The sequence below is a fragment of the Paenibacillus herberti genome (assembly GCF_002233675.1).
In the GTDB taxonomy this organism is placed as follows: Bacteria; Bacillota; Bacilli; order Paenibacillales; family Paenibacillaceae; genus Paenibacillus_O; species Paenibacillus_O herberti.
In genome coordinates this window covers 2,618,899-2,643,291 of record NZ_NMUQ01000001.1, presented here as the reverse complement: position 1 = coordinate 2,643,291, position 24,393 = coordinate 2,618,899, and the positions used below count along the sequence as shown (strand labels likewise).

7 protein-coding genes are annotated in these 24,393 nt (G+C 54.0%); 6 read left to right on the top strand and 1 reads right to left on the bottom strand.

What is annotated here, in order from left to right; all coding sequences use genetic code 11:
• The first annotated feature begins 304 nt into the window (after positions 1–304).
• The 3 genes from CGZ75_RS11945 (at position 305) to CGZ75_RS11935 (ending at position 17,830) form a co-directional block, all read left to right on the top strand.
• Positions 305–14,647, top strand: coding sequence for an S-layer homology domain-containing protein (locus CGZ75_RS11945; protein ID WP_141136728.1), 14,343 nt, complete (start codon positions 305–307; stop codon positions 14,645–14,647).
• Positions 14,648–14,831: 184 nt separating this feature from the next.
• Positions 14,832–16,613 (top strand): sensor histidine kinase, encoded by a 1,782-nt coding sequence (locus CGZ75_RS11940; protein ID WP_089524358.1) that lies wholly within the window; start codon positions 14,832–14,834, stop codon positions 16,611–16,613.
• Positions 16,614–16,642: 29 nt separating this feature from the next.
• Entirely contained in the window at positions 16,643–17,830 is a 1,188-nt protein-coding gene (locus CGZ75_RS11935; protein ID WP_089524357.1) for a response regulator, read from the top strand.
• Between the two features lie 71 nt (positions 17,831–17,901).
• On the opposite strand, the gene CGZ75_RS11930 is transcribed toward CGZ75_RS11935, so the two are convergent.
• Positions 17,902–18,711, bottom strand: coding sequence for a helix-turn-helix domain-containing protein (locus CGZ75_RS11930; protein ID WP_089524356.1), 810 nt, complete (start codon positions 18,709–18,711; stop codon positions 17,902–17,904).
• 128 nt (positions 18,712–18,839) lie between these two features.
• Here CGZ75_RS11930 and CGZ75_RS11925 point away from each other — a divergent pair, with 128 nt between their 5' ends.
• The 3 genes from CGZ75_RS11925 to CGZ75_RS11915 all read left to right on the top strand — a co-directional run bounded on the left by CGZ75_RS11925 (position 18,840) and on the right by CGZ75_RS11915 (position 24,346).
• Complete coding sequence (locus tag CGZ75_RS11925; protein ID WP_089524355.1) at positions 18,840–21,086, top strand: FAD-dependent oxidoreductase; 2,247 nt, start codon at positions 18,840–18,842, stop codon at positions 21,084–21,086.
• 97 nt (positions 21,087–21,183) lie between these two features.
• Positions 21,184–22,959 carry a cache domain-containing sensor histidine kinase gene (locus CGZ75_RS11920; protein WP_089524354.1) on the top strand — a complete coding sequence of 592 codons (1,776 nt, stop codon included), beginning with the start codon at positions 21,184–21,186 and terminating at the stop codon, positions 22,957–22,959.
• The gene (locus tag CGZ75_RS11915; protein WP_176444781.1) at positions 22,937–24,346 is read left to right on the top strand and encodes a response regulator transcription factor; all 1,410 of its coding nucleotides are present in this window, start codon (positions 22,937–22,939) and stop codon (positions 24,344–24,346) included. Before CGZ75_RS11920 ends, CGZ75_RS11915 begins: the two co-directional genes overlap by 23 nt.
• Positions 24,347–24,393 lie beyond the last annotated feature (47 nt).

The window sequence follows — 24,393 nt, the reverse complement described above, 5'->3', positions numbered from 1 at the left end:
ACCAAGGTCGCGAGTGGTTTTGATTCACCTGAAGTTTGATCTAAGTTTGATCTGAGTCTATCATTAACGTGATAAACATTTCCTTTTCTAAAATATTTTCAGACCCCAAGAAAACCCGCGAAGCCTTGCTGCTTCACGGGTTTTCTCATTTTCTTCCTTCCTCTTTTCATTATTCTTTTATTCGCTCTAGTTAAACTCATAGGGAAAAGCTCTGCACATGACTATGAAAAAAGTCCTGTATATAACCGACATTTAGGATGTGCAGAGAGGCCAAAGAGGAGAGCGGAGAGGGGAATCATACGACGTGAACATACGTCCTACAACAATATGGAATAGGCAGGCGATAAGTATAATACTGATCGTCAGCCTGCTTGCGGGCCTCATTATGCCCGGGCTTGGGCAGCCTGTCCAAGCGGCAGCAGCTGCTGGTTCAAGTGCGGCAGCGGGCAAGCTGCAGGAGACCGCAGGTGATATATCCGGCCATTGGGCCGAAAAGCAGCTCAAGGAATGGATCGGACTAGGATACATAAAAGGATTTCAAGATGGGAGCTTCCGCCCGGACGGGGCTATTTCGCGAGTCGAGTTCATCGCGCTTGTGAACCGGCTATTCGCCTTTGAAGATAGGGCAGCTCCCAGCTTCAGCGACGTTCCTGCCGAGGCGTGGTTCGCCTCCCAGGTTGGAGCGGCACTGCAGGCTGGTTATGTCAAAGGCTTCCCGGACGGAACGTTCCGTCCGAACAAGCCACTTAACCGGACGGAAGCCGCAGTGATGATCGCGGGGCTCGTCCCATCTCTGTTAAAGGACGGGAACAATCCCTTCCAGATGTTCCGGGATGCGAGCCTTGTGCCGGGTTATGGCCGGGATGCGCTTGGCGCTCTTTTGTCCGACGAGTATATGACAGGCTTTCCGAACGGGACGGTCGGGCCAAATAAACAGCTTACGCGAGCAGAGGCAGTTGTGCTTCTAGACCGTATTCGGAAGCGGTCGGTCGCCGAAACGAACGGAGGAATTTCGCTTCCAGCGAAAACGGTTAACGCAGCAGCTATTTACGGGCCGGCAACGGGTGTTTTTACCGTCGGGGGCGACCTGAAGATTCAGGCACCGGGCACAACGCTGCGGAATTTAGTTGTCAAAGGGAATTTGGTTATCGGCCGAGAGGTCGGCGACGGGGACGTCACTCTCGACCATGTGACGGTGCTGGGAAGCACGTCGATTAACGGAGGCGGCCCCAACAGCGTTCATCTCAACAACTCGCAGCTCGGAACGGTCATTGTGGACCGGGCAGATGGAATTGTACGTGTTGTCATTGGTAATCGGACAATCGTGAGGCAGCTTGACGTCCGGTCGAACGCGGCGATACTGTCGAATCCAGGCGAGGATGTCCAGAGCGGCATTCAAGGAGTGACTATCTCCTCCACCGGCGAGGTCACCTTGTCCGGGGAATTCAGCATTGTGGAGATTACGAGCAATGTGCAAGTAAAAGTGCTTGCGGGCGCAGTCGCCAATATCATCGTTAAGGAGGGCGTCGCTGCAGCGACGATTACACTCGGCGAGGGTGTGTTGGTGAACCAATTGGAGCTGCACGGGACGACTCGTGTAGAAGGCTCGGGACACATTATGAAAGCGCTCGTTGACGCCCCAGGTGTCGTATTTGAAACGAAGCCGGATCAAGTGGAGCAGACGGATCGCGGCGCTTACACCATTGAAACGCCTTCCGGCGGAGGAGTGGGCGTTCCAGGCGGCGGATTCGGAGGAGGAGGCGGCGGTGGCGGCATTGCCACACCTACACCAACCGTATCACCGACACCGACCGTATCGCCTACACCATCGCCTACACCATCGCCGACATCCCTGCCAACTGACCCACCAGCTCAGCAGGTGGCGGTAGCGGTATCCCAGCCGTCAACAGCAGGTTTCATGTTGGGCTTCAGCGTTCCGGTGCCGAATTTGACGGCCACAAGCCTATCGCTTACGGATACAGCAGGCCAAGCCGTGCCGATCACGGTCGTTGGTACGCTGAACGAAGGCAATTCATATCGCATTGCAGCCGTGCTGCGGGAAGGGGAATCTTATACGGTTACCCTCGCCCAAACGGGCTATTCCTTTGGCGAACCGGTTACGTTCCGTGTTTCAGCGGCTCCGCCGGTTGACGACATCGCCGTAACCTATTCCGTGCAGGATATCGGCGTCTCAGGCTTCCGAATCCTATTCAGCAAGCTGGTGCCGGGATTGCAGACTTCTCATTTCGTGCTATTGAATAGCGGCACGGGCGAAGCGGTGCAAATTAGCGGAGCGGCTTCCGATACCGATGGGACCTCCTATCGCGTATCCGCAGCCTTGCAGGAGGGCGCGACTTATTCTCTCTCCATCATCAAACCGGGCTACAGTTTCAGCGGTGCGGGAACTGTGTTCGTTCCCGTTACGGACCCTGAAGCGGTGCCGGTTACCGCTACCGTGTACGGCATCGGTACTGCAGGCTTTCGGGTTAAGCTGGCTCCGGCGGTAGCGGGGCTGACGGCATCCGATTTTACGCTAATTGAGAGAGGCGTCGGAACGCTTCCAATTGGAGGAGCGGCGACTGACGATGAGGGCGGCACGTATGCCGTGGACGCAGCACTGCGTCCAGGGGGCGTGTATACGCTCGTCATCGAGCGGAGCGGCTACAGCTTTGGAGCAGCGCTGGAGGTGGCAGTGCCGGGAGACAAGACCGTGTCGCCGAGCGTCAGCAACGTATCGACCAGCGGGTTCACTGTTGTGCTTGACCAGCCGGTCCCGGGCCTTACGGCGGATCATTTTACTCTGCAGGATAGGGATGAAATAGCGGTTGATGTTGACCAGGCCGTTACCGCAGATGGGGGAAGCACCTATACCATTACGGCAAAGCTGCTTGTGGGAGAAACGTATACGCTCCGCATTCAACAGGCGGGATATACATTCGGTGCACCGCTTACTGTGACCGTGCCTGCGGCAGAGAAAGTTGAGATCAATCCTACGGTACGAAAAATCCGCACTTATGGATTTATTGTTACGCTGGATCAGGCTGTTCCCGGTCTGGACTCCTTGAACTTCCGCTTGCAGAACAGCTCGGGCGGAATTGTCAGCATCGACATGCTGAACACAGTTGTTGCCGGTAAGGAATTTGAGGTATGGGCGGCGCTGGATAAAAACGAAACGTACGAATTGATCTTGGATGTGGAAGGTTACACATTCGCGGAGCCGCTTGCTATCGCGGTACAGCCGGAGCAGGTGGCCTCCTCGATTGGCTGGCTGACGCGGAATGGCTTCCAGCTTAAGTTTCAACAGCCGTTCCCTAGTGTAGAGCCAAGCGAGATCAAGCTGCAAAGTCCAAGCGGTGGGGACGTTCTAGTGAATGCGACCAAGCTTGGCCAAGACGGCTTGACGCTCGATGTGGCGGCGAATTTGACCGAGCCAGGTCAATATTCATATCGAATCGAGCTGTACGACGGCCGGATTGTGCAAGGAACGATCACGGTTCCGGAACTGATTGAGCTGAGCAAATATACAACGTTCAACGGTTACCCGGGAACTTATACCGGGCTGACGGTTCATTTTGAGCAGAAGATTCCGGGGCTCCAGGCATCGGCTTTTGAGCTGTTTAATGGGAGCGGATCAGCGGTTGCAATCGATTCCGCCATGTCCTCCGACGGAGGAGGCAGTTATGTGCTGCTCACGACGGGACTTAACTCTGGTGGACCGTTTACGCTCGGCATTACGGCGCCGGGTTATAACTTAGGAGCTCCGACAAAGCTGGTGAGCGCAACACTTAACCTGTGGAATGCGAGCCGGAGGCCAACACAGTTCATGGCGGGTCTGAATCCCGGCGTGCAGAATCTGACCAAAGAAAATTTCGCGGTCAAGGACGCGGCGGGCAACGACGTTGCGGTGATGGACGCCGTTTGGGATGCCGGACAGCGTATCTACATCGTGACGTTTGATGGAACGGGAGGCCAAAGTTATTCCGTGTCGGTTCGAGCTGATGGATACGATTTTGGAGCTCCGAAGACGATTTATGTATATCCCAAAAATGCAGTAATCGATGCTTCCTATACCGGGTTTACGCTGGTCATGTCGCCGCCGCTGAAAATCAATACGCAGTTCGGCTTTAAGCTGACCACTGCGTTGGAAGGAACGGCGGTACCGATCGGGCAGGTTGTAATGAACGATGAATCAGGAGCGAGTTATTCCGTATCCGCATCGCTCAAGCCGGGTTACTATAGCCTGACGCTGGATGCGGACACCGATATGAACGTGCTTTCCTTCAAAGTCCCTGTCGTGGCAACAGTGTCGGTGGACGAGATAACGAATGACGGTCTGACCGCCAAGCTGAGTTATGCGGTAGACGGTCTCAATGCGGCAAGTTTTGCCCTCATCAACGCAGGGACAGGAGAAGGGACCAGCATTTCATCCGCGGTCACAACCGATGGAGGGAAAACGTACCGCCTGTCAGCGCAGTTGCCGGGAGGAGACTACAGGCTGAAGCTGACTGGCCATTTGCCAGCGGAAGGAGTCGAATTCCAGGTCGCTCCTACAACAGATGCTGGGGCAACAACGATAACGGGCGTTACGAATGCGGGCTTTGAGCTTCGCTTCGAAAATCCCGTGCCGGGTTTGCTGCCAGCGCATCTCACTGTTAAGGACGCGCAAGGCAACAGGCTCAGCGGAGTGGCCTTATCCACCCAAGATGGTGGACGAACGTACCTGGTTCGCGTCATGCTGGCGAGCAACGCGGACTATACGGTGGAGCTCAAAAAGGAATTCATCGTGTTCCAGTCGCCAGTGGCTTTCCATGTGAACCGCGCCATTTCTGCGAGTGTGGCGGACGTGACAAAGGACGGATATTTTACGCTTAAGTTCAGCCCGGCTTTTCCCGAGATCGAGAATTATTTGGGCTTATCCATTACCGATGCAGCGGGAACGGTCTATTATCCGAACTTGTTCGAATCGGCGGATGGCGGGGCCAGCTACCGGGTCGGAGTGCCTGGCAATAAGCTTCTTCCGGGTCATTCATACACGATCCAGCTGAATAAGGACGAGTTCGCGATGAGCCCGCTTTCCTTCTCGCTGCCGCCGGTGTTGAGTGTAATTGAAGCGAACGCCTCCGTGTTGAGGTTAACGCTGGATGCGCCGATTCCCGGCCTCGGCAAGCGGAATTTTATCGTCAAAAACGCCTCTGGCGAGTTGGTTACTTTGGCTTCGACAGCTACAGCTGACGGAGGGGCGAGTTACGAATTGACGGGTACATTTGCAGGTGGGCAAACCTACACGGTTCAGTACAAGCCGGATGTTTCGTATCAGATCAATGAGCCGCTTTCTTTCTCAGTATCGAAAATCATTACGGCCTCAATCAGCAATGCCACTGTGGAGGGCTTCAAGGTTCAGTTCAGCGCCAAGGTGGCGAACTTAACGAAGCAGCAGGTTATTCTGCTCGACCCTAGCGGCAATCGTCTGCCGGAATCCAACTATTCGCTCCTCACTGCGGATCAGGGGCTGAGTTACCGGGTGACGCTGAATTCCATCGTGCCTGGAAAGGGATATACGTTTGATTTGGCGAGGGAGGAGTTCAAGCTGGCCGCGCCGGTGGCGTTTGGTATAACGCCTATGGCCTCGCTGCATTTGGTAGGGGCCGTGCTCAATAAAATTGTTGTGTCGGTGTCTCCGCTGCTGGAGGATCTGACCGGTGACAACTTCTCCTTGTTCGACAGCAAGGGCCGCAAGATGGCGTTCACGCTCCAATACCAAGGAAACGGCAGCTCTATGTACAATCTGTTAGGGCAGTTCGATCCAGCGGAGACGTTTAAGCTGCAGGCCAATTATCCAGGGTATTTGTTCGGAGCGCCGCTGACGATCGGCTTCAAAGTGTCCGTGGACACGGTCGTTTACGCCGAGTCACAAAAGGGATTCAAGCTGGCGATGATGCCAGCCGTGCCGGATTTGACTGCGTCGGATATTACGATTACAGATGGCGACGGCGCCAATGTTCCGGTGCAGTCTCTTGTTGCAGCGAACGCGGGAGGCAGCTATACGGTGCTGGCATCGCTTGCAGGCGGGAAGACATACACGGTTGCGATCGCCGACAAAGGACCGTACAAGTTTGGCAAGTTGGACTCCTTTAAGCTAAATGCGTTGTCGGCGTCCGTTGATGGAGGTTCCTTGAAAGGCTTCCGGCTGAACCTGTCGTCGCCGATTTATTTTACCGAAGGCAGCCTACTGCTGAGTGACGATGTCGGCAAGTCTGTTCGCATCACAACTCTGGTCAGCTCTGACGGAGGGCGCACGTATGAGGTGGGAGCGTCGCTGAGCGCCGGGGTTGCCTACTCGCTTAGCTTCAATGTCCATGGCTACGACGCGGGAGCGGCAATTCCGGTGTTCGTTCAGCCAGTGAACGCGGTTTTTGAAGGGATGGAGAGCGGCAGCAGCAGCGCATTCACGATCCGCTTGGATCATGCTGTGCCGAATATGCGACCAAGCGATTTCAGCATCCAACAGGAAGGTTTCCTGACCACTTTCCCGGCGACGAATGCTGTGACAGAGGACGGGGGCTACAGCTATAAGGTTGAAGCGAACTTTTACGGAGCGGAGCAATACACGGTAATACTTGCAAAAGAAGGGTATGACTTTGGTGCACCGCTCGTCATCGATGTGCCGGTTGTCGTTCGGACAGCCGTTTTGCACAGGGGCGCAGCCTTTGTCGAGATTGGCTTGAGCCCGTCCCTTCTGGGACTGGCAGCGGGCGATTTCATCGTGAAGGACAGCGGCGGACTCGTTGTGCCTGTATCGTCCGCCATAACAACGGATGACGGGGCGACCTACCGAGTTAAAGCTCCATTCACCGGGGGCGAAAGGTATACGATTTCCTTGGCGCGCTCCGGTTATAATTTCGGAGAAGAGCTGACGGCAGAACTGCCAAGCGCCGTCTCCGTTTCATTAGGAGCCGTGAATGAACAGGGAATGACCCTTGTGCTGGCCCCTGCCGTAGGTGGTCTGCAAGCGGGAAGTTTCATCGTCCGTAATTCGGCTGGCCAAACGGTAACGCTTGGCTCCGTCACGGAATTAAGCGGCGGAGCGGGTTATCGGCTTGAGGCGGATCTGGAGGCAGGGGAGTCCTATACAGTAACGTTATCTGCAGCGGGATATGACTTCGGTACTCCGCTCGCGGTTGAGGTGCCGATTCCAGTCGGCTTGTCCTACGGAGCAATTGACGGAGACGGGTTGACCGTCAAGCTGAGTCAAGCTGTTCCTGGCTTAAGTGTCGCAAGCTTCAAGCTGCGGGACGCCGAAGGCAATCCGATCACCATAACGTCGGCCACGGCGATTGGCGGGGGAGCGGAATACGCTCTCAAAGCTGCTCTGCAATACGGTGCAGCTTACAGCCTGAGCATCGCGAAGGAAGGTTATGATTTTGGCACGAGTCTGCCATTCACTGTACTGCGGCCCGTGACCGCAACCGTCGAGGCGCTGTCCAAACACGGTTTCACCTTGCGGCTGAACACAGCTGTGGCTGATATGAACCCAACTCACATCCTGTTGACGGACTCCAACGGGGAAGCCGTAAGGATTGATTCGCTGACGACAGCCGATGGCGGCGTTACGTATCGCGCTGCGGTGAAGCTGACGGAAGGCGCGGCCTACCGCCTGGCAATATCCGCTCAGGCTTATGATTTTGGCCCTTCGGTGCATCTGGATGTGTTGCCGATGTTGGAGCTGACGGCAACTGGAATTAGCGCGAATGGTTTTACGCTAAATCTGAACAAGGCGTTGCCGGGTCTGACTCCGGCGTCGGTTCAATTGAGCGGCCCCGCTGGTGTTATCGTGCTGAATGGAGGCACATTCTACGACATCAATCCCGGAACGGTTGAAACTGGCAAAGCTTATTATGTCAGGGTTCCGATTGAAGCGGGCAAAACCTATACGCTTGCTTTGCTGGACAAGGCGCGCCCGACCGAAGGACCGCTCGAAGTGATGCTTCCCATTGCGGCGGGCAGCCGGATAATCGATGCGGATGTTAGCGGCATCAAGCTGGCGCTGGGACAAACGGGCATCGCGTTGGAAGCTGGGGACGTTAAGCTCGTCACAGCGGCGGGAGAGTCGATTGCTGTAACAGCAGTCGTTCCCGGTTCGGCCGCAGGAGAGTTCACGATTCAAGCTTCGCTGGTTGAAGGGAGCCGTTACACGCTTCTCTTGAGCAAAAAAGGCTATGACTTCGGAGCTGCTGCGGAGGTGTACGTGGCGTACCGCGTGAAGGCCAGTATTTCGAACATTAGCGAGAACGGTTTTATACTCAGCCTGAGCGCGCCGGTTGCCGAACTTGACCTGTCACTGCTCGACGCTGGAGCTGCTGTAGGGCTCGATTCCGTTACAACTTTGGATTACGGGGCGACCTATAAGATCGCAGCGAACCTGTCTTACAATAAGGAATTCAAACTGCGTCTGGGCAAGGCAGGGTATGATTTTGGAGGAGAACTCACCGTCAATCATGTCAGCGCTCCGCCGCAGTTAATCGATGCTTCGACCAATGAAAGCGGAACGGAAGTTATTCTGACGTTTGATAAACCTCTGGAAAGCGTCATCGCCTATTCAAGCTTCTCGGTCAAAGTCGACGGCGGGTGGCAAAGCTCGGTCGCGGCTGCGCTGATTGGTGATAAAACGCAAATCAGACTGACCTGGGCAAGCGGTGGACGGCCAATCGGCACGTCCTCTACTGTAGGTGTAGCCTACACCGGTGTGAACCGGGTCAAGGCACGGAACGGAACGTATTTGGCAACCTTTAACGAAGCGCCGGTTGCCAACACGACAACGCTGACCGGCTTCGCAAGCAGTTATGTGTATTTGAACGACGCTTCCACCCCGGCTCGCGTGTTTCATAATCAGTACGGCAAAACAGCGCTGGAGACGGCTCAATTGCTGAGAGACAGCGGATTTAAAGCGGCCAACTATTATCGTTCTGTATTTTTCGAGTATAGGATGGAGTTCAGCGACTTGGCTCCGCTGCTGTATGCGATGGAAGCAGATGGCTTAGCCGTTTACGAGGCTTATAAATCGCTAGGCAGCTCTTATTCGTCCTACTACCTATCCGCAACAGGCCAGTTGCTTTCAGCTGGATACAAGGTGGCCGATCTTGGACCGGCGCTGCAGAAGCTCGGCATTTCGGGCAAGGAGCTGTCGGTTTATTTGAAAAATCGCGGTGTCCCCGCAGCGGAGACGGTCCAGATTCTGAAGCTGAATTACAGTGAGCCCGCAGACAATGCCGCAGGGCTGCTGGTCATCGCTGGATACGAGCGTGGCGGAATTGCGCAGGCTATTCAGAGCCAGTATGCGCTGAGCCAAACCGCAACGTTCACCGCGCTAGCTGTTGGCAAGCTGCCGGCTGGCGATGCAGCGGCGGTCGCTAAAGAGCTTTATGGAGCCGACGCTGTGACAAACGCCGGCTGGCTGAGCCAAGCCGGGTATCCGGCAAGCGAGGTTGGCGGGGCCATTGCGCAGCAATACAGCTTCGCGAGCGTGAAGGAAGCGATAGACGCTTTCTTCGGCGCAGGTTTTACGGTGCCGTACACGTATGCGCTGCTGCGTAGAGAATACGCGCAGACCGATGCGGCTGCGGCTCTGCTCGGTGCCGGTGTGTCTGCAAGAGAAACGGCGGAGGCGGTGGAATCCGCCGGTGACGGAGCATCAGTCATTATTAGCGCCATGAAGCGAGCCAATTATGAAGCGGCAGGCATTTCGCTGCTGGTTCAAGACTTATGGGTGACTGCGGGCGTACCGCTCAGCGAAGTGTTGAGCCAGTTTGCCGCCAGCGGATATACAACGGCAGAGCAAATCCTGCTGCTGCGAGAGCAGTTCGACGCAGATATCGGGACGGCAATCGCAGCGTTGTATCCTGGATTTACGATTAATCAGCGCAACGGTATGTTGAAGCATTTGCTGGACGGCGGGTATGATCCCGTTGAATTGGCGAAGTATTATTTGAAACAGGGCATCAATCGATACGAGCTGTTCCGGCAATTCCGTACGGCCGGGCGTTCAGCCGTTCAATCGCTGCAAAGCATGGAAGGAGCGATTGTCCAGCTTGGAGAAGCATTCGCTCCAAGCGATGCCGTTCAACTGTTTCTCAAGGACTACAATCATCGCTATGAAGCGGCGGATGTGCTGAACGCGCTGCGCACCACTTTTGCTGATGACCCGCAAATTGATGCGACCACGCTTGCGACAGCGATGAGCAATTCGCAGATGTGGGAGAAGTTAGCGATCGGCAAAGCGCTAGTCAAAGAAATGGGCGTTACTCTGCAAGACTGGGTGGAACTGGAGCGAACGAGTGTATTTTCCCGATTCGGCTGCCCATGCGATGTGTCGACGACTGTGAAAGACGCCCGGTATTTGTTCCCCGGTTCCGATCTTCCGGACATTACGGTTGCGATGAGCTTATCCAGTCTGTATACGCTCGATATGATTATCGAAGGCACAATAAACCTGTATCCATCGGGTGGAGTTAGAGCAAACGCTATGCCGTATCTGATGTCTTCGCTGAAAAATGCCGGTTATTCCTTCGAGGAAGTAGCGGCTGCCTTCGACGGCAAAGGCTGGAGCGAATGGATCGCTGTCTTCAGCAAGTACGGCATCGCAGCAAGCGACGTGGTCGCTTACTTAGGCGTCAAAGGTCTGAATATGGAGCAGGCGCTGGATAAGCTGGCTCCGTATCCGCTGCAGGATCGGGCGCTCGTGCTTCGTGAGTCCTATCGTCTTGAGGCGAGCGATGCAGCGGCGCTGCTGCTCCAGCGCACGAATGAAAACCAGGAGAATGTCAGCCGCGCGGTGGCGTGGGCTTACGGAGGCGATCCTGTCGCGCTGTGGATTGCGACTCTGCGAGCGCAGGGCGCTTCGGCGTCTTCCGTCATCAATACGCTGGCCGCAAGGTATCGCTCCTATTGGGATTCACAGAAGGTTGGACCGGCGTTGATCCAGGGCGGATTCAGTCAAGAAGAAGTGATGAAAGGGCTGCTCGTTCATGCTGATGTGCGCAACAATTTACCGGAAACGATCCGGCTGCTGCAGTCGCTTTATGGTCAGCAGCAGGTGACAATTGCCCAGTTGCTCAGCGCAGGTTCGGTTCCGTCGCCGGAGGCGGGATTGGAGTTCCTCCAGCGCGCCGGTTACAAGCTGCCGGACATTGCTCGCGCTTTGAAAGATTATTACGGCCTTACGGCAGGACAATCGGCGAAGCTGCTGACGGCGGCGTATCCGAACAGCCAGAACGTCATTTTATCGGGGCTAGCCTCGGTGTATGGGCAAACGGTAAGTTCTACCGTTACGGAAGCTCTTCAAGAGAAAGGAATCACCGAGATCAACGCCGCCATGGATTATTTGTGGAACGCGGGCTTTGCACCGAAGGAGATCGCGGCAGCGGCCAAAGATTCCTTCCACCAAACGCTCGGTCAGACGGCGCTGCTGTTCCAGCAGAAAAATTTCATAACGGACCGCAATGTGCTCATTACGACGCTGGCATCCGTGTACGGCGAGTCCATAGAGAAGGCGATCCACGCGCTGCTCGTTGAGCAGGGCAACAACTCCTTCTCCGGCGCCATCTCGTTTGTGTTCCAAGCTAGATTCAGTCTGGCGAGCAGCATCAAGCTGGCAAAAACAGAATATGGCCTCTCGTCGGGGGATGCGCTGCATGCGCTCACGAGCTCCATGCTGTACCGCGAAGCGGACATCATCGCCGGCATTGCCGATGTGTATCAAACCTCGACGCGCGACAGCATCGTGGATTCCCTGACGGCAAGAGGGCTTGTAACGCTGAGCTCCGCAGTGCCGTTCCTGCTTAACATGAAGTTTGACCTGAACGGAATGGTGCGGGTCGGCAAAGAGTATTACGAGCTGGAAGCCGGGGAAGCGGCGGCGGAGCTGCTAACAGAGGGTTCTTTTGGACAACAAGATATTCAAAACGCCGTCTCCTATGTGTACGGGCAAACGCTGGCCCAAACGACGCTGGATACGCTGACCGCGCTTGGCATAACTGAATTCGCCGCTGCGGTAGCGCAGCTGAAAGCCGCCGGGTTGACGCTTTCCGAGCTGGTGCTTGCGGGCAAACAATACTACCGGCTGTCCGCCGGCAAAACAACGTACGATCTGCTGCAATCGAGTCTTTACGATACGCCGGATATCTTGGCGGCTGTGGCGGAGATGTACGGCAAACCGACGGAGGAGAGTCTGGAGGAGCTGCTGAGAAGCAGCGGTATTACAACTATTACGGATGCGGCGCCTTATCTACGTTCCATGGGCTACAGTTTGCAGGATGTAGTGGGAATTTCCAAGAGCTATTACGCCAATACGGCTCAGGCAACGGCTGATGCGCTGAACGCTCTGCAATTTGCGGAAAGCAGCATTTTGGAATGGACCATCGGGCAGGTATACGATGAGGGTGACGGGGACGGATCCGCTGACAGAACACCTCAGGCGATGCTGCAGGAAGCAGGCATTACGGACATTGGAGAGGCGATCCGACATCTTTGGGCAGCGGGCTTCCCGCTCTACGACATTGTCAAAATGCTGAAAGAATACAACGGCAAATCGGCGGCGGAAGCGGCGGAATTGCTGCTTGCGAACAACTCCTTCGACGCTTCCGCATTGCTGAGCGGTATCAGTGCCGTATACGGCACGGTTTACGATCAGGCGCTTATCGGAGCGTTCAAGCGCAGCGGCGCCTTCGCCAGCGCGGAGAGCGCGGCGCTTGGCCTGAGCCGCAGCGGCTACCGGTTGTCGCTGATCGCCGAAATGCTCAAAAACAGCTACGGCAAAACGGAAGCAGAGGCTAAGTCGCTGCTGGGCAGTCTCGGCGTCTATACGACTGAGGCGATTCAAGTGGCGGTTGCCGGCGTGTACTTCTCGGTGGGAACCTCGTCTGGCATGCTGCAGCAGGTGCTCGACCTGTACGGGATCAAGTCTGCTGAGGGCGCAATCGCGCTTTTGCACAAGCAGAACGCACCTGTACAGGATATCCTGCAGTACGTGAAGGACGCTTACCGCATGGGCGCAGATGAAGCCACGGCACTGTTAGCCCCTTATTACAAGGGCTCGGAGCTCGGTCTTGCCATTACGCTCGTTTATTACAGCGGCACGAACATCGCCTATTTGGCGAAGACGATTCCGGCTGGATACGCCGGCTCGCCAGGAACGGTCGCGAATTATATGAAAACGAAATTTACGGATACCGACATCGTGCTCGCGCTCAAAGTGATTTTCAATCTGGACGCACTCGGCATCCAGGATGCGATCACCTCAGCCATCATGCCGGCGGAGCGCGTACGCAAAGCGGTGGCGGCAGTATTCGGAGAGGATCCGCTGTTTGCCTATCTGCAGCGCATGAAGGATCGGGGCGCGAGCGCCAGCGACATAAGCGTCGAGCTGGAGCAAAGAGGATTGCTGGAGCTCGCTTCGGCCCAGTATCTGATTGATACGCTGCGGGGCCTCGGCTACGATAACGCCAGCATTTTGAAGATGCGCTACCAGTACTTCAACGTTTCGCGTCGCAATGCCGGCACGGAGCAGGAGCAGGGAGAACAGCTGGCGTCGCTTGGCATGAATACGCCGTCCGGCATCGTGCAATTGCTGAGAAAATGGAATCTAGTTCCGTATCATATCATTCTGATCATACAGGCTGGCCTGCCGAATGCTCGCATGGATGACATTGCACTCGCTCTGCGCGAGCACGGGTACAGCGGCACTGCAATATCAGGAGCATTGAACTTGGCGGGCGCACAAGACGATTCTATCGCGGCCATTTTGAAGAAACTGGGCTTTACCGCAAGCGAGGCAGTCACCTTCCTGCTCAACCGTTCTTCGGATGAGGTGATGCTGTGGCTGGTCCGCAACGGTTATGAGCCTAGCGAATACATTCAATACCGGAACATTATCGGAGACAATACGATAGCGGTGTTGAGGCAAAATGGTAAGTCGGCCAGCGATATTGCCAAGCTGCTGGTCGAATATAAGAGAAATCTAAGTTACTACTATATCGCTGAAGCGCTCTATAATGGAGGCTTTACTGCTGTCAGCGACGTTGCCGGAGCTCTAATCAACGCGCGGTACCGTCCAGTATGGATTCCGGGCATTCTCGTCGGCATCGGCGGATGGACGTTGAAGGACGTCGCCCAAGGCATGCTGGATTCCGGTCTGATCTCGCTTGTTGACCTGGTCACTGCGATTCAGATGGCTAACGGCGGCGTGCTGAAGCAGACATACCAGATTATTAAGGATATTTCGACTAAGGAAAGGCAGAAATTCTACGACGGTCTCGACTCCGTGGAGCGCAAGCTGCTGGATAACGGTGACATTGCGATGATCATCGCCGTTTCCGCGCTGCGCAACGCGAATATCAATTTGGATGCGATTACGAATCAGTTGAAGGTGACGGAAACGATCGAGCCGGAGGATGCGCTGAAGGTGCTGATCGTATCGGGCGTTAACGCTTACGACGCTGCGGGCTCCGTATGGGATGTGTACCGAGATTACATCGGTGCGATGATTGTCATTAAAATGCTGGAGAAGGCAGCGGGGCAATACATCACCGACTTCAAAAACTATTACAAGATCATCAAGCTAGTCGCCAGAATTGTTTACAAGCTGACTAGTTAGGTCCTAGCGAGACAAGAGGGTCGGCCCGCAATCGGGCTGGCCTTTCTCGTTTTCAGAGGGGAGGAACGGCGTGGACACCTCATAGGTAAGATGCTATCCTAGCGTAGAACAATTTGTCGAATCGCGAGGACAGCGGGCACAGGCCGGGTAGGGCGCTTATTTTAAAATCAGGGGAGACGCGGACGTGGACATTAAATATGGAATGTCAATTTTACTTTTTATCGCCACTACTCTGATGTTATTTGTCTCTTTCCTGTCCTATCGGAAGCGTCGGTTGCCCGTAGCCAGAACGATGATGCTCATTATGTTGGCAGCTGCTTTTTATGCGTTTGGATACGGGCTAGAAGTACTGAGCGGGACTCTTGGCGGAGTCAAGCTAGCGCTGCAAATTCAATATATCGGAATTCCTTTTGTAAGCACGCTGTGGCTGTACCAGGTCATTCAATTCACTGGCACGGCCGCACGATACCGAAAAAGGCTGGCTCTGCTGCTTTTTGTCATCCCTGCAATCGTTTTTCTTCTTCATCTGACCAATGATTGGCATCATCTTGTATATAAGCGGTATTTCCTGAATGAGGAATCCTCCTTGTCCTTGTACAACACGGTAAAGGGGCCGTGGTACAACATTCATGCTGCGTACAATTACTTCGTGTTAATAACCGGTATCACGCTGTTTATCCCGATGTACATCCGGGCGCTGCCGATTGTACGTAAGCAAATTTGGGTGCTGCTGCTCGGCGCGATTGCACCGATGCTGCTCAACCTGATCCTGTGGACGGGGACGAGCATTGATTTTACGCCGTTTGGATTTGCCATATCCGGAGTTGCGTATGCCTGGGGCATTCTGCGTTTCAATTTGTTGCGCTTGACGCCGCTTGCTATGGCTCGTGTATTCGAGACGGTTCGGGACGGGGTTATTTTGCTGGATTATGACAATGGGATCGTCAGTTATAACGGAGCGGCGGAGGGGGTCATGCCGGAGCTTGCACGGAATAAAAGATACCCGGCTCCCGCGGCGGAAGTGCTGCCGGACAGTCCGGAGCTGCTCCAGCGGATCGGCGCGGAGGGCGCCTCTGAGGAACGGTTTCCGTTCAGCCGCAAGATGGGGCAGAGGCAGATGTATTATACATGCAGTTTGTCTCTCATTTATGACAATGGAAAATTACCTATCGGTAAAATTCTTATGTTCAGCGATATTACGGAGCTGAAGGAGAGCGAGGCCCGACTGCGCGAGAACGCCCGGCAGCTGTCCGAGCTGAACGCATTCAAGGACAAGCTGTTCACGATTGTTGCTCACGACATCCGCGATCCCATTGCGCTGCTGGTCAGTCTGACGGAGTTGCTGGAGGATGAACTGTCAGCCGTCGCAGATGCCGAGCATACGGAAATTGTCCGGGAGCTGAAAGGCCAAGTGCAGAGCACGTTCCAGTTGGTAGAGAATTTACTAGACTGGTACCGCAGCCAGAATGGAAAGGTGTCCTTCCATCCGCAGAGCTGGAATATACGTCAGGTCGTGCGTCAAGCGTTGACGCTGGCGGGAACGAAAGCCGCTATGAAGGATATTGTTTTAGCGGAACAGATAGATGAACAGGCAGCGGTGGCGGTGCTTGCCGACAAAGAGATGCTTGATCTTATTTTGCGCAATCTGCTGTCCAACGCGATTAAATATACCGGTATCGGAGGCCGCATCAATATCGACGCTGAGCGTAAGGGCGGTATGATTGTTGTCTCTGTGCGTGACAATGGCGTCGGAATCGACGATCTTACGGCGGAGCTGCTTCGTTTGGAGGAGCCGATTCTAAAAGCTCCCGTTGCTGGAGACGATGCCGCTGATACGAGGTTTGGTCTAGCTTTGACCCGCGAATTTGTCCGCATACAAGGCGGTACGCTGTGGTTCGTGAGCGAGCCTGGCGAAGGTACTGTCTTTTACTTCTCTTTGCCGGAGGCGGCAGGGCATAACGAATAACTACAAATCGGAAAGGAAGGGGGAGAGAGATGAAGGTCATTCTAATTGACGATGAGCGGGCGATGCATCTCATTATGAGCAAGATGCTGCAGAAGCTTCCGGGAATTGAGATAATCGGCGCCTTTACGGATACGCAGTCTGCTGCCGCGTTTTTGAATGAGAATCCTGATGTGGAGCTGGCGTTTGTGGATCTATCGATGCCGGGCGAAACGGGAATGGAGTTCGCAGCACGCATGGAGGCAGTCGGTTGTCCGACACAACTCGTATTCGTCACCTCGCACAAGGAATACGCATTGGAAGCCTATGATTTATCCGTGCTGGACTATATCGTGAAGCCGGTTACTCAGGAAAGACTGCAGCGTGCAGTCAGCCGCGCGACCAAGCATCGACGGGAACCATCCCAAGCAGAGAAACCGGCGAAGGAATCCAGTGGGGGGACTGGCCCAGCTGGCTCATCAACCGTTGTATTGACCATGCTCGGAGACGTCGCCGTGAGCACCGGTGCTGGTCGCGTCAAATGGATTTCCCGTAAATGCACGGAGTTATTTGCCTACTTGCTGCTGCATCGTGGGAAGAGAATTCCCCGTTCCAGACTCGTAGCGGATATTTTTGCAGGAACAGGAGCGGACAGTTATCTCAATACAACCGTTTACCAGCTGCGAAAATCGCTTGAGCCGCTGGGGCTGCGGGATGCGCTGCGCTCGGAAAACGATGGTTACGCGCTAGAGCTTGGGAACGAGCCGATAACGGATTATGTGGAATTCGAGAGACAGACAAGGGAGCTGCGCAGCATTCACGAGGGCAATGTCGAGGCTGCGCTGCTGGTTGAACGGCTGTATACCGGGGAGCTATTTGGAGATAGAGCCTATGTATGGGCCGTCCACGAAACCGAGCGTTACTCGGCTATGCACGCCTCCTTTGTGCTCAGGCTTGCGGAAGCGCTCATTGCGATGAACGATATGACAACTGCTTCCCGATTGCTGCTCAAGCTGAACGAACGTAATCCGCTGGACGAAAGCGCTGTTCGTCTGCTCATGGCCATTCATGCCCGTAGCGGCGACAAAAAGGGGCTGAATGCCATTTACACCGGTTACGTCCGGCTGCTTGGCCGGGAGCTAGGTATTCGTCCTTCGAATGAACTGATTTTATTTTTCGAATCACTCGTTAAGTATGTATCGGAGAAGCAGCGGAGTAGTGGCAAAAGCATCGGTTATTGATCGGACATCGCCTAGGAGCAACTTTAACGCGCCTAGCAGAAGGAAAAGCAATACAGGTAGGGAACAAAACCTCAAATCCGGAACCGGCTTCGGTACTCTGATGGACTAGACCCAACCTGTTTCTTGAACAGGCGACTTAAATAAAACCCGCTTTCATATCCGCATTCCTCGGCTATTTTCTCTAGTGTTAATGAGGTTTCGGTTAAAAGAGAGCGGGCTTTTTGCAGTCGAATGGACTGCTGAAGCGCAGAAGGAGATAAACCATACCGCGCTTTAAAGCGCCGGGTAAGCTGGACTGGAGACAGGCCCAGCTCACGGGCCAGCTCGCCCAGGCTGAGCTCGCGGCAAGCCGTCTCCTCGATGCGGAGCCGGGCCTTCCGCAGCAGCGGTTCTCCGCTGCTGTCATGTCCGGGCTGCTGCTGTATCGGCTGCGAGCTTTCCCAGGCATACTGCTGCAGTAAATCCGCAAGCAAATGCGCGGCCCAAGCTCGCCCGGCTTCCGACGCTGCCGTTGCAGCTGCACAACCATGCAGCTGATGGAGCGTGTTAAACAGCCGTTGTTTATCCCGAAACGTCAGCTTCAAAGGCGACTGCAATGCAGGCGCACCAGGTAATTCCGGGGGCTGTATATTCTTGAAAGTCAAAAAATGAAAGCTGACCGGATCTAATACCTCCCTATTGAAAATCATGCCAGGGGGACAGAGCACGGCCTCGGCAAATTGGGCGGTCCCGCTGAGACTGCCGATTTTGAAGCGAAAGCTGCCTTTCTCTACGGCAAATAACACCCAGTTTGTATACTGGTCCGAAGCAAGCTGAAACTGTTTTTTTTGATCCCAGTACGTATGGTCGACAAAATCTGGAAGCGGTTGCGGAAGAAACACTAAATCACCTCGTTTTAGTGAAATAAAAGATATGGTATTAATTAATAACGTGTATGGATGGCTGTTTATAGCCTTATTATAATGAAATCAAAGACATAATATCTACTTAAACCTGGAGGTTGTAAGTTGTGAGAACAGAAACCTTTCAATGTGATGTAACGGTCGTCGGCGGTGGTCTGGCAGGTGTCTGCGCAGCGGTTGCGGCGGCAAGGCTTGGCCAGAAAGTGGCGTTAGTCCAAAATCGCCCGGTACTCGGCGGCAATTCCAGCAGTGAGGTACGCGTGTGGGTATGCGGAGCTACGGCGCATGGCAATAACCGTTATGCTCGTGAAACAGGCATTATGGGCGAAATGTTCGTTGAGAATCAGTACCGCAATCCTGACGGCAACCCTTATTTGTGGGATCTAGTCGTGCTGGAAACGGTGCTTGCTGAAAGCAATATTACGCTCTTTTTAAATACAGATGTGCATGAGGCAGAGGCGGAAGGTCCTGCCGAGGATCGCAAAATCCTGTCCGTAACCGGCTGGATGGCAGGCTCCGAGCGCAAAATCACATACAAGAGCCCGGTTTACATTGATTGTACAGGCGACGGCCTTGTCGGCTTCCTGGCTGGAGCAGGCTTCAAAATCGGCCGCGAGGCAAAATCCGAATTTAACGAAGACTGGGCACCGGAAGTTCCGGACGGAATTACGCTTGGCAGCACCATTCTGTTCTATACAAAAGATGTCGGCCATCCCGTAAAATTCGTAGCGCCTTCCTTCGCCCGTGATATCGAAAACACAACGATTCCAATGCGCCGCGTCATCCGCAGCGGATCTAACGGCTGTGACTATTGGTGGATCGAATTCGGCGGCGAGCTGGACGCCGTTCACGACAATGAGCGTATTCGCGATGAGCTGTGGGCTGTCGTATACGGTATCTGGGATTATATTAAAAACTCCGGTAAATTCGACGATGCGGCGAACATGACATTGGAGTGGGTTGGCGCCGTTCCGGGCAAACGCGAATACCGCCGTTTTATCGGCGACTATACGCTCAATCAGAACGATATTATGGCGCAGGAGCCGTTTGAAGACCGAGTTGCATTTGGCGGTTGGTCGATCGACCTGCATCCGCCGCAAGGCGTTTACGCAACCGAAAGCGGTTCTAAACATCTGCATGCGGACGGCAACTATCATATCCCGTTCCGCTCCCTTTATTCTTCCAACGTTAACAATCTGTTGTTCGCCGGCCGCAACATCAGTGCCTCCCACGTTGCTTTTGGTACAACCCGCGTTATGGCGACTTGTGCCGTTATCGGCGAGGCGGCCGGATCGGGCGCAGCGCTCTGTGTGCAGCACTCTGTTACACCGCGCGAGCTGCATGCCAATCATCTGACGGAGCTGCAGCAGACGATGCTGCGCCAGGATGCTTCCATTATCGGTCTTCGCAGCAGGGACGCGGGAGATTTGGCGCTCGGCGCCAAAGTAACAGCTTCCAGCACGTACCGCTCCATCGCCGTGGAGCAATCCGCCGGCAGTCACGTGCTCGACAAATCCGCAGGTATCCTGTTCCCGGTTGAACCGGCCTTGGAAGGCTTCGAACTGCTGGTGGACGCAGATGCAGCGACGACTTTGACTGTAGAGCTTTGGGATACGGGCCGTGGAGAGAACTATGTGCCGGCCAATCTTGTGCAATCTATAGACGTAAGCCTGCAGCCTGGCCAAAAACAGTGGGTGAACATTCCCCTGCAATGGCAGCCACAGGAAGCGCAAAACGCTTTTGTCATCATGCGTAAGAATGTGTCTGTCAGTCTGCATGCGACAGACCGCAACCTGAGCGGCGTTCTAGCGTTTAATCAATCGTTTGAACCCGTGGTTGCCGTGGAGCTGGAGGAGCGTAGTCCGGAGAAGCTGGTGCAGCAATGGACGATGAGCGGAGTAAGACGTAGCCCATGGTGCTTCCGCGCGAAAGGCGCTTCACAGGCTTACACGCCTGAAAAAGCAGTCGGCGGCTACATCAGGCCATACGGCGGCCCGAACCAATGGATGTCAGAGGAGCTGAGCGGTGGTCCGCAATGGCTGGAGCTGGCTTGGGATGTGCCGCAGTCTGTATCCGAAGTTCATGTCACTTTCAACGATGATGTAAACGAAGACCTGATCAATCTGCATCATCACCGCACCGATTTTGAAATCATTCCGGAGCTGGCGAAAAAATACGTCATCGAAGGAAGCAACGGCCCGGAATGGAAGCTGATCGCTGAGGAATCCGATAACCGTAAGCGGAAGCATGTGTACCGCTTGGCTGAAAAAACCGATCTTCAGCGTCTGCGGCTGACGGTTCTGGAGACAAACGGAAGCTCGTTTGCGGAGCTAATTGATATTCGAGCCTATTAATCTCTCAAGAGAGCCTGGATTCCAGGCTCTTTTTTTTTCCGTCTGTGCAGATTTTATTCCAGCAGATAAACTGAAACCATAGAACGGAGGGGATTCCATGAGACGATTGATGCCACAAACGCTTCGCTGGAGGCTGTTTTTTTCCTTTCTCCTCCTCGTGATATTGCCGATAATAGGGACGAGCTTTTTTGTGTTCCAGCGGTTTGAGTCTGTGTTAAGAGACCAAGTAAATGCTCAGAATTTGCGCCAAATGACTTCTGTCACCGAATCAATGGAGAGCCTGCTCAGTGTTGCGGTGAAAACATTTACGCTGCTTGAGCAGGATTCAGTCGTTAGTAACATTCTCAAGCGGCCGGAGGAGAAATCCTCTTACGCTTCGCTTATGCAAACTCGAATAATGGAGGAGAAATTCAGCTCTATTAATAACAGCGTTTTCATTGCTAGTTCCTATGTTTACTTTACGGTCCTGGATCAGAGGGGCCAAATCTATAGTTCCTATGGGCCGTCGCGCGCGCTAAACTACACGGATATAAAACATGACAAAACGATGGATGAGGCTTTCAAAGGAAGCGACAAATTAACGTGGAGACTGGAAAAAGGCGGAGTGAATTCGCTTTACGGAATTTCGGTGCCCCATTTGGCCATGTACAAAAGCCTCAGGGACGGGAACAACCAGATTTACGCGGTCGTGCGGATTGCGGCAGATTATTCAAGCTTGTTTCGCCTTGCGTCCATTAACACGGAGCCAGGATCGCGGTATGAGCTGGTCACGGGCGAAGGCTCGATCCTAATTAGTACGGCAAAGGGAGGAGCTGCGGAAGCTGCATCATGGGATACAACACAGTGGGAGCCATCGGGATCGAGACAGCAGGATGAGATGATGGTGAGTTACTCTGTAGTGCCGAGCCTGGGTTGGTATTTGGTGAAAAGCGTGCCGACAAACAAGCTGTTTGCAGAAATTAATGGGATCAAGCAGAGTCTCCTCCTGGCAATGCTCACCATTATGGTACTTTTTGTGCTAATGACCTTTTTTATATCCGATACGATTACAAAACCGCTGCGCCTGCTGCGCAAAAAAATGAGCCATATGGCGAATCTGAACTTGAAAGTTAAACTCCCACCGGAAAACTTTCATGGTGAGATGGAGGTTTTTGTAAAAGGTTTTAACCTGATGGTAACGGATATGGAAGGACTTATATCACGATTGAAACAGGAAGAGCGGCAGAAGGAATCGATGCGCTTCCAGGCGCTCCTTTCGCAGATGAACCCGCATTTCCTGTTGAATACGCTCAACACAGTGAAGTGGCTTGCGCTAGGACTTGGCGACAAACAGATTCCGGCAGCTTGTGAATCGCTAGGCAAGCTCGTCGAGGCTGGAATTCGCTTGGACGTGGATCTCATCCATCTGGAGCATGAACTTCAATTGGTGGAGCATTATTTGTTTATTCAACAACTCAAATACGATCAGGCCATTCGTTATGAAGTCGAGCTGCCAGAATCGCTTAAGTATGCGCTAGTGCCAAAGCTGAGCCTGCAACCATTGGTGGAGAACAGCATTTACCATGGCTTTGCCGGACTGAATGTTCAAGGAGTCATTACGATACGAGTGTCGCAGCTGAGAGAGCAGATTGTAATTCAAGTGGAGGATGATGGACGGGGGATAGACGCGCAGCCCCCATCTGACAGCCACAAGGGGCAGGGCATTGCTTTGCAGAACTTGCGGGAGCGGCTGTCGCTGTTGTTCCCTGGAAAAAGCCTGCTGAAGCTGGAGCCTCTCGCTCAAGGAACTCGGGTTACGATCATGGTTCCGCTGCTTATATCCAATCCCTATGCCAATGGAGGAGAACTGTATGTGGACGGTATTGTTGGTTGAAGATGAAACGTTTGTACGCAGGTCGATCCGCAGTGGCATACCGTGGGAGGACAATGGTTTTACGGTCATCGGAGAATGTTCTAATGGTGAAGAAGCTCTTGAGTTCATGAGTAAGGAAACGCCGGATCTCGTTGTGTCGGATATTCGAATGCCTATAGTTGACGGGATTGAGCTGCTTCGTGTGTCACGCCAAAAATACCCGAGGACCCGCTTTGTCATGCTGACGGTCATGAACGATTTTGAGCATGCCCAGCAAGCTTTGGAGCTCGGAGCATCGGGTTATGTACTGAAGCTGTATTTGACACCCGATAAGATGGCGGAGGCGCTGCTCAAAGTGTCTCAAGAGCTGGAGCGCGAGCTATTGCACTCCGCCACATTGGCCGAGCGGCTGGGGGCTTTGCTGTTTGAGAGCATGGAGCCGGATGCTGAAAATAGGGCAAAACCAAGCCCGTTACCGGCCGAGCTGAGGGAGTATTTCTATATGCGCGTCATTTTACATGAGTGGGATGCTGTATCTTCGACGATTCAAGCTGGAGAGCTTGCTTCTGGTAACCGAAATTTATTGGCCTGCAGCCGCAAGGGGATGACGCTTCTGCTGTCGCGGAAGCCTTTTTCCGATACACCGCACTATCCACATGTGAGCGCAAAGCTTAGTCCATCCCAAGACATCCGCTCCCTCAGCCGTCAGTTATGCCGTCGATTGGATGAGCTATGGCATAACGGCAAAAACGGCGGTTATCTGTTGAACGGACAGCAAACGGGAGAAAGGGCCACATCGCTCCCTTGGGCGCTGGAAAAAGCGGTGCTGCATGCCTTTGAACAGAAACAGACGCTGGAGATGACCGAGAGCTTGAAGCTGCTTTGGGCATGGATGGCCCAGGAGTGTTTCCCCGCTGCGTTGGCAAGGCAGAATGCCTTGAATTTGCTGCAAAGATTATCCTCTTTAAGCGGACAGGCCCCCACAGAAGGGGAATTTGAAGCTGCCCTTTCGCATGAAGCAGCAGGGCATACGCTAGTCCGCCTTTGTGTGGATCTGCTGGAGAGGTGGCGGCTGGCCGCCTACGAGCTGAGCGATCATCCTGATCTTAACCGGGTCATTTTTCATATTAACGAGCATTTCCAAGAAGATATTAATCTCGTCATGCTGAGCAGCATCGCCATGATGGACGATAAATATTTGAGTGTGTTGTTCAAAAAGAAAATGGGCCGCACGCTGACGCAATATGTGATTGATCTGCGCATTAAACACGCATGCCGCTTGTTACGAGAAACCGATGCTACGGTCAGTGAAGTGGCCGTCTCCTCCGGAATGCCGAACGAGAACTATTTTTCGCGGCTGTTCAAGCGTGAGACCGGTTTTACGCCAAGCGCATATAGACAGCGTTGAGTCCATTTTCTTCGGCGAGAGAATATCAAACTTTTGTGCTACTGGAA

Coding starts and splice junctions, on each gene's coding strand:
- CGZ75_RS11935 (WP_089524357.1), top strand. CDS start 16,643: ATGAAGGTCATTCTAATTGACGATGAGCGGGCGATGCATCTCATTATG.
- CGZ75_RS11920 (WP_089524354.1), top strand. CDS start 21,184: ATGAGACGATTGATGCCACAAACGCTTCGCTGGAGGCTGTTTTTTTCC.
- CGZ75_RS11915 (WP_176444781.1), top strand. CDS start 22,937: ATGTGGACGGTATTGTTGGTTGAAGATGAAACGTTTGTACGCAGGTCG.